Source organism: Butyrivibrio hungatei NK4A153 (assembly GCF_000424465.1).
In the GTDB taxonomy this organism is placed as follows: Bacteria; Bacillota; Clostridia; order Lachnospirales; family Lachnospiraceae; genus Butyrivibrio; species Butyrivibrio hungatei_A.
In genome coordinates this window covers 1-17,405 of the sequence record NZ_AUJY01000029.1, presented here as the reverse complement: position 1 = coordinate 17,405, position 17,405 = coordinate 1, and the positions used below count along the sequence as shown (strand labels likewise).

Below are 17,405 nucleotides of genomic sequence, written 5' to 3'. Positions count from 1 at the left end.
TCATAAAACTATTATGAAAGATTTATGGCAAAAAACAACCCCACCCCTCATGATTGAGGGGCAGGGGAGTTGAAGTGCCATAGGCACTTTTTTATTTCTCAGAATTCCCAAGATGCTCTTCACGGATGAGCATTTCAAGCGACTTTCCGCAGAAGCAAAGATTATGTACGGCCTTCTTCTTGACCGTATGTGTTTATCGGCTGTGAATGACTGGAAGGATGAGAAGGGCAGAGTCTACATCATTTACACAATTGATGAAACATCAGAGAATCTTGGCTGTGGCAACAAGAAGGCAGGAAATGTCCTTGCAGAGCTTGAAAACATCGGACTCATAGAAAAGAAACGTCAGGGTTTGACCAAGCCAAATCTTATATATGTAAAGAATTTTGCTTCTGAAGTGTTAAAAGAGCACTTCCAGAAATGTCAAAATGACACTTCAGGAAATGTCGAAAGTGCTGCATCAGGATATGTCAAAATGACAGCTCAAGAACCGTCAGAAAGACGAACTATTAATACTGATAATAATAAAACTGATATTAGTAAGACTGATTCTATTCCATTCTATTCCGGTGAGATCCGTGTTTATGGAGATATGCCAAAGGTAGAAGGAACGGAAGGAAATGGAAATAGAGCTGAAAAAGAGCTGCTTGATAATCAGATATATGTAAGAGAAAGCATAAGTCTGGATGTTCTGGTCAAAAGATACCCTTGTCATAAGGAACTGCTTGAGCAGATTGCAGCGCTTATTGTTGATGTCCTTTGTTCTACAAAGAAAACTATCTGCGTTGGTAAAGAGGACAAGCCTTCAGCGATAGTGAAGTCACAGTTCGAGAAGCTTAATTCAATGCATATCGAGTACGTGTTAGAGGGGCTTCAGAATAACACTACAAGAGTCAGAAACATGCGGCAGTACCTGATAGCTGCTTTGTATAATGCGCCGCTTACCATGGACGCACATTACGAAGCACTGGTACGGCATGACTTAGCATATGGAAACATAAAGGAGGAAAAATGAGTAAGGCACAAGTTATTGCTTTAGTTAATCAAAAAGGAGGAACAGGCAAGACGCAGAGTACCGAAAACCTTGGAATAGGTCTTGCCAATGAAGGTAAAAAAGTTCTTCTTGTTGATATGGATCCGCAGGGATCGCTTACTATCAGCTTGGGGCATCCAAGAGCTGATGAGCTTCCTGTTACTGTTGCGGATATCATGGCAAAAGTATTACAGGATCAAGTGATAGCACCGGGAGAAGGAATATTGCATCACGAAGAGGGCGTGGATATCATGCCTGCAAATATCTCTTTGTCCGGTATGGAAGTATCTCTGGTAAATGTCATGAGCAGAGAAAAAGTGCTGAAAGAATACATTGATTCTGTAAAAGATAATTACGACTATGTGCTTATCGATTGCATGCCGTCACTTGGAATGCTCACAGTCAATGCTTTGGCGGCGGCAGATAAGCTGGTAATTCCGGTACAGGCTCAGTATCTTTCTGCAAAAGGTCTGGAACAGCTTCTTCAGACAGTAAACAAAGTCAGAAGACAGATAAATCCAAAGCTTAAGATTGATGGAATCTTGCTGACCATGGTTGATAGCAGAACGAACTATGCCAAGGATATCTGTAATCTTATCCGTGGAACTTATGGCAGTAAGCTCAAAGTCTACAAAACAGAGATTCCACATTCTGTAAGGGCTGCTGAGATCAGTGCAGAAGGAAAGAGTATCTTTTCACATGATCCGAAGGGGAGAGTTGCGGAGGCATACAAGAATCTGACAAAGGAGGTACTTAAGAATGAAGAAAGAGCGCTCAAACATTCAGCTGAGCAGTTACGATGATATTTTTGGAGGGAATGACTATGAAAGTACTAAGAGCGAAGCTCAGGGTGATTCTGTTGTGGAGATACCTCTTTCCGACCTTCATCCGTTTAAGGACCATCCCTTTAAAGTCAGAGATGATGAGGAGATGGCTAAGACTGTGGAGAGCGTCAAAGAATACGGAGTTCTCCAGCCTGCCATTGTCAGAGCTGATGAGTCTGGCGGCTACGAGCTTATTTCCGGTCATAGAAGATACCGTGCATCAGAGCTTGCGGGAAAAGAGGCGTTGCCGTGTATCGTAAAAGAGCTTGATGACGACGCGGCTACGATTCTCATGGTTGATAGTAATCTTCAGAGGGAAGAGATATTGCCGAGTGAGAGAGCGTTTGCGTTTAAGATGAAGTTGGAGGCAATAAGACATCAAGGGAAAAAACAAGAATTAACTTCTACACAAGTTGTGGAGAAGTTGTCTGCTGATAAAGTGGGTGAAGAAATTGGAATAAGTAGAGAAAGTGTAAGGCGTTACATTCGTCTGACAAACCTTCTCCCTGAGTTCCTTGATATGGTAGATAACAAAGTTATAGGCTTCAATCCAGCGGTGGAAATATCCTTTCTAAATGAGGCTCAACAAAATGACCTATTGGCTGCCATAGCCTATTCTCAAGCCATTCCATCTTTATCTCAGGCACAGCGTATAAAGAAACTGGCTCTTAACGGAGAGATTACACAGGAAGGTATGAATATTATTCTTTCTGAGGAAAAGAAATCAGAGCTCGACAGAGTTACTTTGAAGAATGATGTTCTGAAGAAGTACTTCCCTAAGTCGTATACTCCAAAGCAGATGGAAGAGACCATCATTAAACTTCTTGATCAGTGGCAGAAGAAACGTAGTAGAGATATGAGTTTATGAGTTTATAGAAATGTGATAGAGACTGATGTTGTTGACACCCTACATTGTAGGACATATACTATTAATTGCAAGGAGTAAGAAATGGTTAGAACATTTATTGAAGTTCCTCTTTTTACAAAAAGATGGAAAGAAATCGGCTTAGATGACAAAGATTTATTGAGACTACAAATAATGCTTTTGAAAGACCCACAGTCAGGACCGGTGATGGAAGGAACTGGAGGTATTAGAAAAGTAAGATTTCCAATCGAAAAACGTGGTAAAAGCGGTAGCATCAGAGTGTGCTATACAGATTTTGAAGAGTATGAAGCAACTTATCTAATTACTGCATTCAAGAAAAACGAACAGGAAAATCTTACTGAAGAAGAAAAGAAAATTCTTAAAAAACTTGTGAAAGCATTGAAAGAAGAGGCCGCTAGAAATAGGAGGTAATCTGATTATGAGTTCATTGTTTGATGATCTGCAAGAAGGATTGCAAGAGGCTATAGATTATGAAAAAGGTTTAGGCAGTGCCAAGACGACAACTTACGTAATCGCACCGATAAAAAAATATACTAATGAAGAAATAAAAAAAGTTAGAAATAGAGCAGGAATGACTCAGACCGTATTTGCTAATTACATGGGAGTTTCCAAGAAAACTGTAGAAGCATGGGAACTTGGAAGAACGCATCCTACAGGTCCGGCATATAGGTTGTTGGATATTTTAGCGAGTGGTAACGCGGAATCTCTTGCTTTTATTTCAAAAGTATGATGATATAAGAGCACGCAATCATAACAACGTAGCTTCAGAAATAACAAGTTGATATTTTATTTGCACTTAAGGTAGTGGATTCTAAAAATCTGCTACCTTTTTTCGTGCCCGGAAAGGAGGAAATTTCATGCAGGAAGAAATAGAAGAAAAAACCGTGCGTCTTGCCATTTCTGGAACAAGACTTACAGGCAGGGCAGTTGCAGCTGCGATTCGAACTTATCTAAGGCACAGAGCCAATGAGAAGCTGGCTTCTATAGATGAGCATATTCAAGGAAAGCAATCTATAGATGAGCTGGTAAAGCAGAATCAGGGAGTCAGTAGCATGGTTGTCGGTGATGCGGGTATCAGAACCTTTGAGAGAATAGCCAAGAAGTATGGTGTAGATTTTGCCATTATTAAAGATAAATCAGAAAAGCCGTCGGTCTATACAGCTTTTTTCAAAGCAAGAGATACCGATGCAATGGAAGCAGTCGTTAATGAATACAGCAAGAAAATGATGAAGATAAAGGATCGTCCGAGTGTACTTGCAAAATTACAGAAATTCATTGAGATTGCGAAGAAATATCCTAAAAAAGAACGACACAGAACACAGGAGAGAGCGCTATGACAAAAAAGCAGAAACGATTCATCCTGCTGAACATTCCCTACGTGCTTGTCGGCGTATTTGCAACAAATCTGGGAGAAGCTTGGAGGATATCAAAGCTTATGGATGCACCAAACGAGATAGGTGCTTTGGCTAAGGTACTGCCTGTTGCTTTAGCCAATCTCATGCCAAGTCTTAATCCCTTTGATCTTATGGTCGGCATTATCTGTGGTATTTTGCTGAAAGTTGTAGTTTATATCAAAGGGAAAAATGCTAAGAAATACCGCCACGGTGCAGAGTATGGGACGGCACGTTGGGGAAAAACACAGGATATAGAGCCGTTTATGGCTCCAAACTTTAAGGATAATATCATCCTTACGCAGACAGAGAGGCTTATGATGAACAGTCGTCCGAAGAGTCCTAAGTATGCAAGAAATAAGAATGTACTTGTAGTCGGTGGTTCCGGTTCAGGTAAAACAAGGTTTTTTCTGATTCCGAATCTTTTGCAAATGCATTCAAGCTATGTGGTCACGGATCCTAAGGGTGACGTGGTCATAAATACAGGAAAGACGTTGCTTAAGCATGGGTATAAGGTGAAGATTTTCAATACCATCAACTTCGTTAAGAGTCAGCATTACGATCCATTTGCATATATTCGTAGTGACAACGATATTCTAAAGCTGGTGAATACGCTTATAGCAAATACGAAGGGCGATGGTAAGGCGGGAGATGAGTTTTGGCAAAAAGCTGAAACTCTTTTATATTGCGCTCTTATCGGATATATCCATTACGAAGCTCCGGAGGAAGAGCAGAACTTCAATACTTTGCTGGAGTTTTTGAATGCATCGGATGTTCGCGAGGATGATGAGGACTATGAGAATCCTGTGGATATGATGATGAAAGAACTGGAAGAAATCAATCCAAAGCATTTTGCGGTAAGGCAGTATAAAAAGTACAAATTGGCGGCAGGAAAGACAGCAAAGTCTATTCTTGTCAGCTGTGGTGCCCGCCTCGCTCCGTTTGACATTGATCAGGTGCGGGAGATTACCATGTATGATGAGTTGGAACTTGATACCTTGGGAGATAGGAAGACAGCGCTGTTTCTTGTAATGAGTGATACCGATCCGACCTTTAATTTCCTTATATCCATGATTTACAGCCAGTTATTCAATCTGCTGTGTGATAAGGCTTATAACGTATATAAGGGAAGACTTCCTGTTCATGTGCGTTGTCTTATTGATGAGACAGCGAACATTGGTCAGATTCCTAATTTGGAAAAGCTCGTAGCAACAATACGAAGTCGTGAGATCAGCGCCTGCCTGTTTCTTCAGGCAAAGTCACAACTCAAAGCAATCTACAAGGAGAACGCTGATACAATCATCGGCAATATGGATTCTCAGCTTTTCCTTGGCGGTACAGAGCCAACCACGTTAAAAGACCTGTCTCAGGCTTTGGGAAAAGAAACTATCGACATGTATTCCACAGGTGAGAGCCGTGGCAACAATCCTTCCTACTCCATGAACTATCAAAAGAGTGGTAAGGATCTCATGACCATAGATGAGCTTGCAGTCATGGATGGCGATAAGTGCATCTTGCAGCTTCGCGGAGTACGACCATTCATGTCGGACAAATACGATGTGACCCAGCATCCACTCTATAAAGAAACCGGTGAGTATGATGACAGGAACAAGTTGGATATACAGAGTTATGTTCATCAGAATCTCAAGGTTAAGAAGGGCGAAATATTTGATGTGGTGAGGATTTAAATGAATACACCTCTTACTATGGTGATAATATATAATTATTATTTGTGGGAGGTGTTCTTATGGGAACGTTGAGGGAAGCTAAGGATATATTTTTTGATAAAGACTGTGTAGATACAATAACACTAATGACTATCAATGAAGATTGCGATTTGCTAGTAGAATTGTTCAAACGACACAGAGATCCTAATTTTGAGCTATCTTCTTTACCGTATTTTGCTTTGTTTTGCATTGAAGCTGCTAATAGATTTGAAGATATGGGGATATCATTGAATACTGATTATGGTGATGTATTTGATATAAAAACAACCAGATTAAGATTGAAATTATTTAATGATAAATTGGGAAAGGTCATTAAACTTATTAATAAGATTGCTTATGATCAAGATCAGCTATTTAGAAATAAACTGCGTTTTAAGTGGCTAGAGAGAAAAAATATGTATTACAATCTTGGTATCTTTTTTTATAAGGGCAGGATAATTGCAAATACTTATTTTCTTATATCTTTGTTTGATCGAAAGAATGGCCATTATACAGAATTGAATGGAACGGACGTTAAGAATTTTGCTGAAGGTATAGGTAGAACTATAGGAAAGATTGCTGATTTTTCAAAATCCATTCAGAAGAATAAGCCAGACATATTAGAGAAAAAACTGCAAATTCAATATAAGGATGTGAATATCAATAAGAAACCTTTAATTAAGATTGAAGGTGAAGATAGAAGTGCTTACAGTTTGTTATTAGTTAATGTTTTGGGAAATATTAACTTCACGATGTATCTCATAGGAGACATTGTAGGTACTAGTGTCTGGAAACTGAGAATTAGATATTTATCGATGTATTATGCAAAAGAGATGCTTGCACGAATTCTTGAAAGAATCCGTGATTCAGAAGTGGCCAAAAGGATTAGCGATTGTATTAATAAACTGAATCCGGTTTTTGACGTGGATTTTCGTAATTGTATGATGCATTACTCGTATTCCAAGGACGGCGTTAATCTAATTAAAGAGGATTATTTTGATATTCAGAATCCACTATTTGGATTGTGCGAAAGCTGTTTTGATGGATTGAGTATAGAGGCTCTAAAAGAAAAGGTGGAAGAGAATCTTGTTTCTATGGGAACAATGATAGAATCATTGTTGGTGATTGATAACTTAAATTTAAAATGTTTTTAATATTATTACTGTTTGGGAGTTACTTGAATGAATACTAATGTAAAAAAAGCAAAAAATAGAAAAAACAATACATTGCTTATTATATTGCTACTTTTACTGATTTTATCACTGTTCTGCGTACTGAAATTTTCAAAAATAGAAATATTGGAATTTCTTCCTGATGGTATTAAAAAGCTGTTCTTATGTCCAAGAGAAAAAACTGACGCATATGAGATATGGTCGTTTATGAATAATCTTAGTTTAGCTTACATTGCCTCATTTATATTCTATATTGTTGTTGATGTTATTCCTATGAAAGTGAAGCAAAAAAAAGCACTGATTATTATTTCAAATAAGTTGATTATCATTTATAAAAATATGAGTTATATCATAAGAGCCGTCTTGTTTGAAATAGGTGAAAAAAAGGAAATTAAGGATATAGAGCTTGCGGATTTAAAAAAGGTGGAAGCAGTTTTCTTTAATACAAGTATAAAATATGCTGACATTACTCATATAAAAAATGGAAAGGATATTAACGTAAAGGATTTTTCATATGAATTATTAGATCAATGCAAGGCTTGTGAGGAGAGAATCAATAAGACTATTGATGAAATCTTTAGTATGCAAATTGCAGGAAATATAAGTGATGAATTAATTGAATTATTATCTGAAATTAGGCAGTCGAGATTATTGCACATGTTATCGCTTTTTAATCATGATAATACTAGAAAAATACCTGGGCACGAAAGTATTGCTATATATTTCGATAAATCATTTTGGGATATGATTATTTATAGAGAAAGATTGAGTAATTATCATTTTGATTTATTAGATTATAGATTTGAAAGTATGTCAGAAGAAGAAATCAATAATGAACGCGAAAAGCGCATTTTTTATTTGGGACGAAGTTCTTTTATGCATGTTCCAGTAGAAAGATTACAAGAGATTTTATCATACATGCCTAATATAAAACTGAATGAACAGAGTTTTAAAAAGCTAAATGGAGTTTTGATGGAGGCATTGATAGTATATGACATTGATAATAAAAAATATGGATATATGCTCTCTATTGCTAAGAATATTGCTGAATATCTTTGTAAATTTGAAGGAATTGAAGAGTATAGAGATATTTCAGTATTGAATTATTTGCAAGTGTTAAGGAGAATAGGAACATATTCAAAAAAGCATTTTCAACCAGCAAGGGATATTATTTCTGACACAAATAAAGGAAAAGAGTATAGACTTGGTGCATTGATAATTTTAAAGAACTTTGCAGAAGCACAAATAGTTTTTGAGGAGTTGGATGAGGACAAGCAAAAACAGATTGCAACTTTTCCAATATATCGACTTTGGGATAATCCTCCAATGCCAGCAAATATAGAACAACCAGATTTTCTTGTGTATGAATAATAAACTGGCTTTTAGATTATGATTAGTAAACTACCAAAGTACAACAAGGATGTTGTGTTTGTCGAGATGTAGAAACTAAAGCCTTAAATCTTTGTAAACATTACTTCTGATATCTTGTATTTGCTAATGCCAGATGCTATATTCAAGACAAATAAGAAACCTATGAAGAGTGCGCGAGGGACAAGCCCTATGACTGCACGACAACCTGCCACATAAGGTGGTAAGGTGCCAAAGCTTGATCGATGGGTGCGGACTATTTCGTAGTTTAGGACTCATCGAGACGATGGGTCTTTTTTGTTGGATTTTTTCTGACGGGAAAGATGTCTTTTGCTGCCTCTTCTTAGTAGAAAAGGAGATATTATTATGAGTAAAAGACAGGTTTATTATCCATTTGATGTTAAGACAGCATTTTTGGTTTATGACGGCGACGAGAATAAACGGCAGACTAAGGACAAAAGCTTTTATGAATGGCTTAAAGCAGAAGGCTTTGGCGAGGTTCGAATCCATACAGACAGTTGTAATGTATATGGCACTTGGTATATTGACGTGGATACAAAGCTATTTACGAGTGCATCAGCGGATATCATACTTGCTCCGATAATAGGTAACACTGGAATATTCATCGAGGACTTTAAGGTAATCTATTACATTTATAAGCGCCATAGAACTTTGATGAAAGAGAGTTACCATGATGGTTTGAGATTAAAAACTTTTGATGAATACAAAGAAGCAAAGGCTCTGTCGGAAATGGCATGGAATTTGAGAAAGCAGATTTATTTTGACCAGCAACCAACTTTTGAAAAATGGTGTCATGATGTAGCCTGTAAAATAATGGAAGATAAGTGGTATAAGGAGCATACCTCAAAGGAAGAGATTCTTGAGGACATGAAAGATAAGTTTGTTGAAAGAGATCTCAGACGTTATTTTGAAGAAAAGGAACTGCCAGCTGAAGTTGCTGGTCAGTGGTGGATAATAACATTCTAAAAAACTTACATAGACCAGTACCCTGGGGACGCCCAGTCCGTACCGGTCTATTATTATGCCCTTTTTTAGCGCAGAAAATCGGCATGAGACGAAACTACCAACCAAATTTTAAAGAAAAGAAAGGAAAGTCCGGGAGCCGACGCTTCCGGACAAGGTAATTAATTATGGCATTTTTTCAGAGTTCAATCACAGTTTTGCAGACACTCGTTGTTGCGCTTGGAGCAGGTCTTGGAGTATGGGGCGTTGTAAATCTTCTTGAGGGATACGGAAACGATAACCCCGGTGCGAAGTCGCAGGGAATGAAGCAGCTCATGGCAGGCGGAGGAGTTTGCCTCATTGGAACACAGCTCATTCCACTTCTTTCCGGATTGTTCTGATAAGCAGCTTGCGGGCAGGCAGCAGGGCAGATCATATACGATGCTTAGGCTGCCGCGCCTGAGGTTCTTATCATAAATCACACCAAAATAAGGAGATCATTGCATGGAAAGAATTTTTGAGCAGATGACCTCTTGGATTAAGGGATGGATTGTTGATGCGCTGATGGTGCTTCTTGAGGGGATGTTCGACAACATCAACAACAGGGTTGGACAGGTGGCTTCGGATGTAGCTACAAGCCCGGCGAATTTTACGCCGGGTGTGTTCAACCTGATGAGAGAAGTATCGAATAATGCGGTTATGCCGATAGCGGGGATGATACTTACGTTTATCGCATGTTATGAGCTGATACAGCTCGTCATTGCACACAACAATCTGGCAAACTTTGAGACCTGGATATTCTTTAAATGGATATTCAAGACCTTTGTAGCAGTAATGCTTATCACTAATTGCTTCGATATCACCATGGCGATATTTGATGTGGCGGGACATGTCATCACCGGCAGCGGAGCTATAATACAGAACTCCACTGCAGTTGATGGCTCAGGACTTGCACAACTTCGCACGACCTTAGAAGGAATGTCAATCGGAGGACTTCTTCCGTTATTTGGAGAAATCTTCATCCTCAGCATAGGAATCAAAATCATGTCTATGATGATATTCCTTGTTATCTACGGTCGAATGATTGAAATCTATCTGATGCTAAGCCTTGCGCCGCTTCCGTTTTCAACCTTTGGAAACAGGGAGCAGAGCCAGATAGGACAGAACTACGTAAAGAGCCTTGCAGCACTTGGATTCCAAGGCTTTCTCATTGTCATATGCGTTGCAATCTACGCAGTTCTCATTCAGAACGTCACAATCTCATCCGATATCAGGGGCTCTTTGTGGGGGATTCTCGGCTACAACATATTGCTGGTGTTTGCTCTGTTCAAGACAGGCACCTTATCCAAGAGAATTTTTTCAGCACAATAAGAGAGGATTACTATGGCAATAAGAGTAAATGTGCCAAGAGATTTATCCAGGGTAAAAGAAAAGGTGGCATTCAATCTGACCAAGCGCCAGCTCATATGCTTTACGCTTGCGGGAATGATTGGACTTCCCACCTTTTTTCTTATAAAAGGCTTTACCGGCAACGTGAGCGCAGCCACCTTTATCATGATGGATGTCATGATGCCGATGTTTTTCATGGCTATGTATGAAAGAAATGGTGAGGCCATTGAACGCATTATCCAGCATTCAATCGACTGGAAAAGGCAAAAGAAAAAGCCCGACGAGGATAAGTATCCTTGGCAGATGTTTAAAAATGGTATCTGCAGAGCCGATGACAATTTCTACAGCAAAACCATGAGGTTTTCGGATATCAATTACAAGCTTGCTACCGATGAGGATCAGCAGGCTATTTTTGACAACTGGAAGAAGTTTCTTAACTTCTTTGACAGCTCGGTTCGCTTTGAGCTTACCTTTGTGAACGTTACAAAGGATGAAGCGAAGTTCTACGAGACAATCCGCATCAAAGAAAGAGACGATGGCTTTGATGATGTCAGGGCAGAGTATTCGGAGATGCTGAACAGGCAGCTTGATAAAGGTAATAACGGTCTTGAGAAGACTAAGTATATCACCTTTGGAATCCGCGCCAAGTCCTTTAAGGAAGCAAGACCGCGTCTTCGCTCCATTGAGAACGACGTCTTTAATAACTTCAAGAAGATGGATGTAAAGGCAAAGCCTCTTAGCGGAAAAGAAAGATTAGAGCTTATCCGCCTGATCAACAGGCTAGGAGGCGATACGAATGATAAGCTGAAATACCCAACAAGGAACACGATAAGGACAAAGACAAGATACGCAACGGTTTCAGCTTTTTCCTATGACGCTCCGACTATGGAGGACAGATTCCTCATGGATCTTCTAAACTCGGACGCATCGCAGGTTATCAGCATTCACCTGCAGTCTATCAATCAGAACGATGCCATCAAGAAGGTAAAAAAGACTATCACCAACATCGACTCTACCAAGATAGATGAGCAGAAGAAAGCGGTTCGCTCCGGGTACGACATGGATCTGATCCCCGGAGATCTCGTGACTTATGGCAAGGATGCAAACAGCTTCTTGCAAGACCTCCAAGATCAGAACGAGCGAATGTTCAGAATGACATTTCTTATCATGAATACCGCAGGTTCCAAGATAGAGCTCAAAAACAACTACCTGCAGACATCGAGTACAGCCCAGCAGTTTAACTGCGACACATACAAGCTGGACTACCGGCAGGAACAGGCACTTTACAGCATTCTGCCACTTGCGAGCGACCTCATCCATATAGACAGAAGTCTTACCACAAGCTCTGTAGGAATCTTCATTCCATTTACCACACAGGAGCTCATGCAGACGGATGATGAAGCTCTTTACTACGGACTCAACGCATTATCACAGAACATCATCATGGGAGATAGAAAGAGCCTTTCCAATCCAAACGGCATGATCCTTGGAAAGCCCGGCTACGGTAAGTCTTTTGCTGCAAAAAGAGAAATGAGTAACGTCATTCTTTCTACAGATGATGACATCATAATCTGTGATCCTGAGCATGAATATTCGGCACTTGTAAAGAAGTTCCGCGGTCAGGTGATCCACGTAAGTCAGAAATCCAAGCAGTACATCAATCCTATGGATATCAACGAGAACTACTCGGATGGCGATAATCCGGTATCTCTTAAGGCAGAGTTTATCTTATCCCTTTTTGAACTTGTTATGGATGGAAAAGGGGGACTTGGTCCCGTGGAAAAGACTGTAATCGACCGCTGCATTCATAAGATTTACGAGAAGTACTTCGAGAATCCTGTACCTGAGAACATGCCAATCCTGGCTGATCTCTATAATGCATTGATGTTGCAGGAGGAAAAAGAAGCTCATGAAGTAGCAACAGCACTTGAAATCTATGTTACAGGTTCCCTTAATGTATTCAACAACCGCACCAACGTAGATATCAATAACCGAATTGTCTGCTATGACATCAAAGATCTTGGAAATCAGCTCAAGAAGATAGGTATGCTCATAGTTCAGGATCAGGTCTGGTGTCGTGTTACCGCCAACAGAAGCGTCGGAAAGGCTACACGCTACTATATGGATGAGTTCCATCTACTACTTCAAGATAAGCAGACAGCCAGCTACAGTGCGGAGATTTACAAGCGTTTCCGTAAGTGGGGCGGCATACCGACAGCTATAACTCAGAACGTAAAAGACCTTCTTAAGTCGCCTGAGGTCGAGAATATATTCGAGAATAGCGAATTTATCTACATGCTAAAGCAGGCACCGAAAGACAAGGAAATACTTGCACAAAGGCTCGGTATCAGTAAGTACCAGATTTCTTATGTCGAGAAGGCAGAAACCGGCGAAGGATTGCTTATATTCGGAAACCTGATATTGCCGTTTAAGGATCAGTTCCCAAATGACTTGGAGCTTTACAAGATTATGACCACAAAGCCAAAGGAAGTTGCCGTCTGGCAGAAAGGAGTATAGCGGTGGATTTTAACCAAGATGAAAACATTGGCGGTGAAGCTTTAGATGAAGGCGTGATAGCCGCCGCTGAAATAAACCGTGAGCTTCAAAAGCAGTATCGGCGTAAGCAGATAAGGAAAAGCTATTATCGAAAAGATCCGGATTCGCCTTATGTAAAGAGCTTTGCCGACAGAATGCAGGAAGCGGCGGAAGGAGTTAAGGACGCAGCCAAAGAAACAGTAAAACAAATAGTGAAAGCCATTAGAGAGCACCCTGTGGTGCTCTTAATTATTGTCATCATATTTTTGTGCCTGTTTTTCCTACATTTCTTGTTATGCGGTTTTGAAGTGATGATATCGAGTTTGGGAGATACAGTTCTTTCAGCTACTTATACGGCTTATGACGAGGACATAACGGGAGTGGATGCAGACTACGTGAAGCTGGAAAGAGAGCTGCAGGAGACTATAGATAGAACCGAAGAGGACTTCCCCGATTACGATGAGTATGTTTACAACCTTGATGAGATAGGTCATAACCCTTATGAGCTGGCATCATACCTGACTGTCAGGTATGAGGACTATAAGCGCAGACAGCTTAAAAGCATAGTGAAGGATCTTTTTAAAGAGCAGTACGACCTTTCCTACGATATCCGTATAGAGACCCGTTCGCGGACTGTAAGGGCAGATGATTATTCCTACGTGGGGACAGAGTACTATACCGTCAATATCCTCACAGTGAACTTGGTAAATAAGAGCCTTGGTGCTGTTATAGCGGGAAAAGGACTTAATGAGGACGAACAGGCAAGGTATGATGTGCTTCTGGCTACTCAGGGAAATAAGTCATATCTTTTTGACGATGTCTATGCGGATTATGAGGATCCTGATGAATATCATCCTGTAGGAGAGGTGTTATCAGATCAGAGTTTTGCGGCAATGATAGCGGAAGGAGAGAAGTATCTGGGACGAGCTTATGTATGGGGAGGATCCAATCCTACAAGCGGATTTGACTGTAGTGGATTTGTCAGCTGGGTTGTGAATCATTGTGGATGGAACATGGGAAGGCTGACAGCAAATGGACTTAAGAATCGCTGCAGCGTGGTCTCACCGGAAGAAGCAAGGCCGGGAGACCTTATTTTTTTCAAAGGAACATATGCAACAAACGGGGCAAGTCACGTTGGCATTTATGTCGGTGACGGCATGATGCTTCACTGCGGAAATCCTATACAGTACACATCCATTAACACAAGGTATTGGGAAAAACACTTTTATTGTTTCGGAAGGCTCCCGTAGAAGGAGGAAATATGCTTGAGAGATTAGAAAAATACAAATCAGAACTGGAAAGGGCAAAGGGTAAACGCGCCGAATGGGATACCAAGGTCAAGGCTCTTGAAAAGAAGGTCTCAGAGGAAGAAAAGACAACCGTCCATGAGATGGTAAAAGCAGCCGACCTTACCCCTGAGGAGCTTTCAAGGCTCATTGCCTATTCAAAGAATCATATGCCGGGAGAAACGCCGGTTAAGACAATCGTAAATTTGGAATCAGGAAATTTTGATACGGAGGACAAAGATGATGAAGAACAGATTTAAGCTGCATGCACTTGCAGCTTCACTTATGATATGGACATTTCCAGTGACGGCACATGCCTATGTTCCGGAAAACGTTGATACATCAGTTATTGATGAAGATAAAGATGCGGTTAAAGATGAGGAAAAAGAAAAAAATAAAGAGGAAGAAGATCACAAGCCTCTTACACCTGAGGGCAACACTACAATTGTTGATGACAATGTAAGCAGTGATAATCACAGCAAGCAGTTTATGACGGTAACAACCAAGAACGGAAACATCTTTTATATCATCGTAGACCGCGATAACACTACAGGAACAAATAATGTTCATTTCCTCAATCAGGTGGATGAGAGAGACCTTATGGACCTTCTAAGTGATGAGGAGAAAAAAGAACTTGAAGCTCAGGTGGGGAGTGAGGTTGAAACACCAGTAGAACCTATTCAGCAAACTCAGCAACCACAGGATATTGTGGCAACAGAGGAACCGGAACTTGAAGTGGTCAAGGAAAAGAAGAAACCAAATCTTTTCCTTGGACTTATTATTGTTCTCGGTCTCGCAGGCGTAGCAGGATTCTACTTCTACAGTAACAGCGAGAGCTTCAAGCGCAGGAAAAACGGCGAAGATCCTGATAGCGATTATGCTGATGATTATATTGATATTCCTGAAGAAAAGGAGGAAGAGTAAATGGAGCAGATAACTTTTGATAAGGAGGCGGCAACTCGCCGCTTCATGACAATCGGGAAGAAAATGGGAACTATGGTAAAAGAGCAGGTGAAGAAGCCATCTGTTCTTAAAAAGCTTGATGCCTATAAAGAAGCGGGAGGTGTTTATGGAAGGATTTGATATTGCGGAGAAAAGACTATCCAAGGAAGAAGAGCTTTCTAATGTAGAGGAGAACATTTTGGAGGAGCATACTATTTTTTCCAAAAAGAACCATCTTAAAGCAGTGGAGGATGCAATTGAAGGGAATGATAATAACTTCGACGGTATCATCAACAACATGCCGGAGGATGTTCCTTCAGAAACTACCGTTAAAAAAGCAAAAGAGTACGAGAAGATGATTGAGAAAAAAGCAGAGGTGGTAAAAGTTGCAAAACCGCACAAACAAGATCTCGGTGAGATTGTCAGATGATGAGCTTGAGCGTATGAGGGCAAAGATGGAAGAAGCGGGAATAACAAACATGAGTAAGTATATGAGGAAGATGCTACTCGACGGATACTGCGTGAGAGTAGATACCAAAGATCTCAGAGAGATGGTATATCTAATTCGTATGTGCTCCAATAATCTCAACCAGTACGCTAAGAAAGCAAACGGTCTTGGTGTCATCTGTGTACCGGATATCAAAGATCTGCAACGGAGGTTTGAAGATATCTGGAAAGGCATGCGGGCGATCCTTAAAAAGTTTGCATCCATCAAGTGATTATGAAAGTAAGTTCATGGAGACATCCTTGCATTTTAAAATTGCAGGAAATAGACTCAATGCAAATGATGGATTAAGGAGGTTTGACATGTGGATTATGAGATTTCTTTTAAAAATATTGGTTTTACCGTTACTGCTGGTTGTCGATGTGGCAACTCTCATTACGAAGGCATCTATATACGTCGGATGCTATGTCGTTGGCTTTGCTGTATGGTTGTGTGGTATCTTCTGTATTCTTTCAATTATATTTAAGATGATTCCATGTGCGATCTTCTTTGCGGCGATACTGATAGTTATGTTTGCGTGTTTGTTCGCGGCAGCCAATATCCAGCTTTTCTTAGAATCAGCTCACAGAGTATTAAAAAGAGTATAAAACTAAATAAATGATATAGACCAAGGGACAGCTTTTCCATAAAGGATGAGTTGTCCCTGTCTTTTTGAAAGGAGAAGAATATGGCGGCAACGAGGCTTATGGCTCTTCATCAGATTAGGGGCAGAACCATCGCAGAGAGCTTAAAGGAACGAATGGATTATACAGAAAATGATCTTAAGACCGAGGCGAAAAAGTATATTTCAACTTATGGCTGTGATATCGAAACTGCGGATGAAGAGTTTCTGCTTTCTCAATCGCAGTACCACAATGGCGTTAGGGATGTCAGAAGGAAAGAAATAATTGCGTATCAGATCAGGCAATCTTTTAAGCCCGGAGAGGTGACGCCGGAGAAAGCAAATGAGATCGGATACGAGCTTGCCATGAGGTTCACCAAGGGAAAATATGCATTTACGGTCTGCACTCATACGGACAAAGCCCATATCCATAATCACATCATCTGTGCGCCCATAAGGGGCGAAGTAAATCCGCAATAACAAGCGGTCGGCACGTTGTTTCACGCCGATGGTCAATGGCTTACCAAGCGAAGAAATTCTAATGGGAACATAGCACGCCATTAAACCCACAAGTTGGCTAATTGCCAAGCCACGACTGAGTGAGGGAGACCAAAAACTGACATAAGGGTAAAACCCATACTGGTTAAAGGACAGTCCAAGAGGCATTAGTGGTGGCTGTAGCGGAAGGCAGTTACAAACGCTATACCGTGTATCGTACTTGCAGAAAATGAGCAGGAAACGTGGAACATATACACGGCTCACCTATATAAGTAGGAACGGACGGAAATCGTACCCGACAGTCAG

Annotated in this window: 20 protein-coding genes, 1 pseudogene and 1 riboswitch; all 21 genes and pseudogenes read left to right on the top strand. The window is 40.4% G+C overall.

Annotated features, from left to right (window positions below; genetic code table 11):
- The first annotated feature begins 79 nt into the window (after positions 1–79).
- A complete protein-coding gene (locus G628_RS0110440) occupies positions 80–1,015 on the top strand; it encodes a DUF6017 domain-containing protein (RefSeq protein WP_027209102.1) in 936 nt (311 codons plus the stop codon).
- Complete coding sequence (locus G628_RS0110435) at positions 1,012–1,836, top strand: ParA family protein (protein WP_026668071.1); 825 nt, start codon at positions 1,012–1,014, stop codon at positions 1,834–1,836. The genes G628_RS0110440 and G628_RS0110435 overlap by 4 nt, the downstream gene beginning before the upstream one ends.
- A complete protein-coding gene (locus G628_RS0110430) occupies positions 1,793–2,725 on the top strand; it encodes a ParB/RepB/Spo0J family partition protein (protein WP_027209101.1) in 933 nt (310 codons plus the stop codon). Before G628_RS0110435 ends, G628_RS0110430 begins: the two co-directional genes overlap by 44 nt.
- An 81-nt stretch (positions 2,726–2,806) precedes the next feature.
- Positions 2,807–3,154 carry a type II toxin-antitoxin system RelE/ParE family toxin gene (locus G628_RS0110425; RefSeq protein ID WP_026668069.1) on the top strand — a complete coding sequence of 116 codons (348 nt, stop codon included), beginning with the start codon at positions 2,807–2,809 and terminating at the stop codon, positions 3,152–3,154.
- Between the two features lie 7 nt (positions 3,155–3,161).
- Entirely contained in the window at positions 3,162–3,473 is a 312-nt protein-coding gene (locus G628_RS0110420; protein WP_026668068.1) for a helix-turn-helix domain-containing protein, read from the top strand.
- A 127-nt stretch (positions 3,474–3,600) separates the two neighbouring features.
- A complete protein-coding gene (locus G628_RS0110415; protein ID WP_026668067.1) occupies positions 3,601–4,080 on the top strand; it encodes a PcfB family protein in 480 nt (159 codons plus the stop codon).
- Positions 4,077–5,822, top strand: a complete 1,746-nt coding sequence (locus G628_RS0110410; RefSeq protein WP_027209100.1) for a VirD4-like conjugal transfer protein, CD1115 family — start codon at positions 4,077–4,079, stop codon at positions 5,820–5,822. Before G628_RS0110415 ends, G628_RS0110410 begins: the two co-directional genes overlap by 4 nt.
- Before the next feature lie 59 nt (positions 5,823–5,881).
- Complete coding sequence (locus tag G628_RS0110405; RefSeq protein WP_027209099.1) at positions 5,882–6,994, top strand: hypothetical protein; 1,113 nt, start codon at positions 5,882–5,884, stop codon at positions 6,992–6,994.
- Positions 6,995–7,021: 27 nt separating this feature from the next.
- The gene (locus tag G628_RS0110400; protein WP_027209098.1) at positions 7,022–8,383 is read left to right on the top strand and encodes a hypothetical protein; all 1,362 of its coding nucleotides are present in this window, start codon (positions 7,022–7,024) and stop codon (positions 8,381–8,383) included.
- 157 nt (positions 8,384–8,540) lie between these two features.
- A riboswitch (SAM riboswitch) is annotated at positions 8,541–8,673 on the top strand.
- Between the two features lie 73 nt (positions 8,674–8,746).
- The gene (locus G628_RS0110395) at positions 8,747–9,367 is read left to right on the top strand and encodes a hypothetical protein (RefSeq protein WP_027209097.1); all 621 of its coding nucleotides are present in this window, start codon (positions 8,747–8,749) and stop codon (positions 9,365–9,367) included.
- 164 nt (positions 9,368–9,531) lie between these two features.
- Positions 9,532–9,744, top strand: coding sequence for a Maff2 family mobile element protein (locus tag G628_RS0110390; protein ID WP_026668063.1), 213 nt, complete (start codon positions 9,532–9,534; stop codon positions 9,742–9,744).
- Positions 9,745–9,847: 103 nt separating this feature from the next.
- A complete protein-coding gene (locus G628_RS0110385; RefSeq protein ID WP_027209096.1) occupies positions 9,848–10,714 on the top strand; it encodes a VirB6/TrbL-like conjugal transfer protein, CD1112 family in 867 nt (288 codons plus the stop codon).
- A 12-nt stretch (positions 10,715–10,726) separates the two neighbouring features.
- The gene (locus G628_RS0110380; protein ID WP_081670679.1) at positions 10,727–13,249 is read left to right on the top strand and encodes a VirB4-like conjugal transfer ATPase, CD1110 family; all 2,523 of its coding nucleotides are present in this window, start codon (positions 10,727–10,729) and stop codon (positions 13,247–13,249) included.
- A 2-nt stretch (positions 13,250–13,251) separates the two neighbouring features.
- Entirely contained in the window at positions 13,252–14,517 is a 1,266-nt protein-coding gene (locus tag G628_RS19255) for a C40 family peptidase (protein ID WP_051199146.1), read from the top strand.
- A gap of 11 nt (positions 14,518–14,528) precedes the next feature.
- A complete protein-coding gene (locus G628_RS17100; protein ID WP_051199145.1) occupies positions 14,529–14,813 on the top strand; it encodes a DUF4315 family protein in 285 nt (94 codons plus the stop codon).
- Positions 14,794–15,477, top strand: coding sequence for a DUF4366 domain-containing protein (locus tag G628_RS17095; RefSeq protein ID WP_051199144.1), 684 nt, complete (start codon positions 14,794–14,796; stop codon positions 15,475–15,477). Before G628_RS17100 ends, G628_RS17095 begins: the two co-directional genes overlap by 20 nt.
- The gene (locus G628_RS18755) at positions 15,478–15,636 is read left to right on the top strand and encodes a hypothetical protein (protein WP_155833800.1); all 159 of its coding nucleotides are present in this window, start codon (positions 15,478–15,480) and stop codon (positions 15,634–15,636) included. It begins immediately after the preceding gene.
- Positions 15,623–15,925 carry a DUF4316 domain-containing protein gene (locus G628_RS0110360; protein ID WP_026668060.1) on the top strand — a complete coding sequence of 101 codons (303 nt, stop codon included), beginning with the start codon at positions 15,623–15,625 and terminating at the stop codon, positions 15,923–15,925. Before G628_RS18755 ends, G628_RS0110360 begins: the two co-directional genes overlap by 14 nt.
- Positions 15,909–16,214 (top strand): plasmid mobilization protein, encoded by a 306-nt coding sequence (locus tag G628_RS0110355; RefSeq protein ID WP_242827210.1) that lies wholly within the window; start codon positions 15,909–15,911, stop codon positions 16,212–16,214. Before G628_RS0110360 ends, G628_RS0110355 begins: the two co-directional genes overlap by 17 nt.
- Positions 16,215–16,302: 88 nt before the next feature.
- On the top strand, positions 16,303–16,587 hold the full coding sequence (locus tag G628_RS0110350) for a hypothetical protein (protein WP_027209095.1): 285 nt from the start codon (positions 16,303–16,305) through the stop codon (positions 16,585–16,587).
- 80 nt (positions 16,588–16,667) lie between these two features.
- A pseudogene (locus tag G628_RS0110345) lies at positions 16,668–17,045 on the top strand (relaxase/mobilization nuclease domain-containing protein); the annotation flags it as partial.
- Positions 17,046–17,405: the final 360 nt, after the last annotated feature.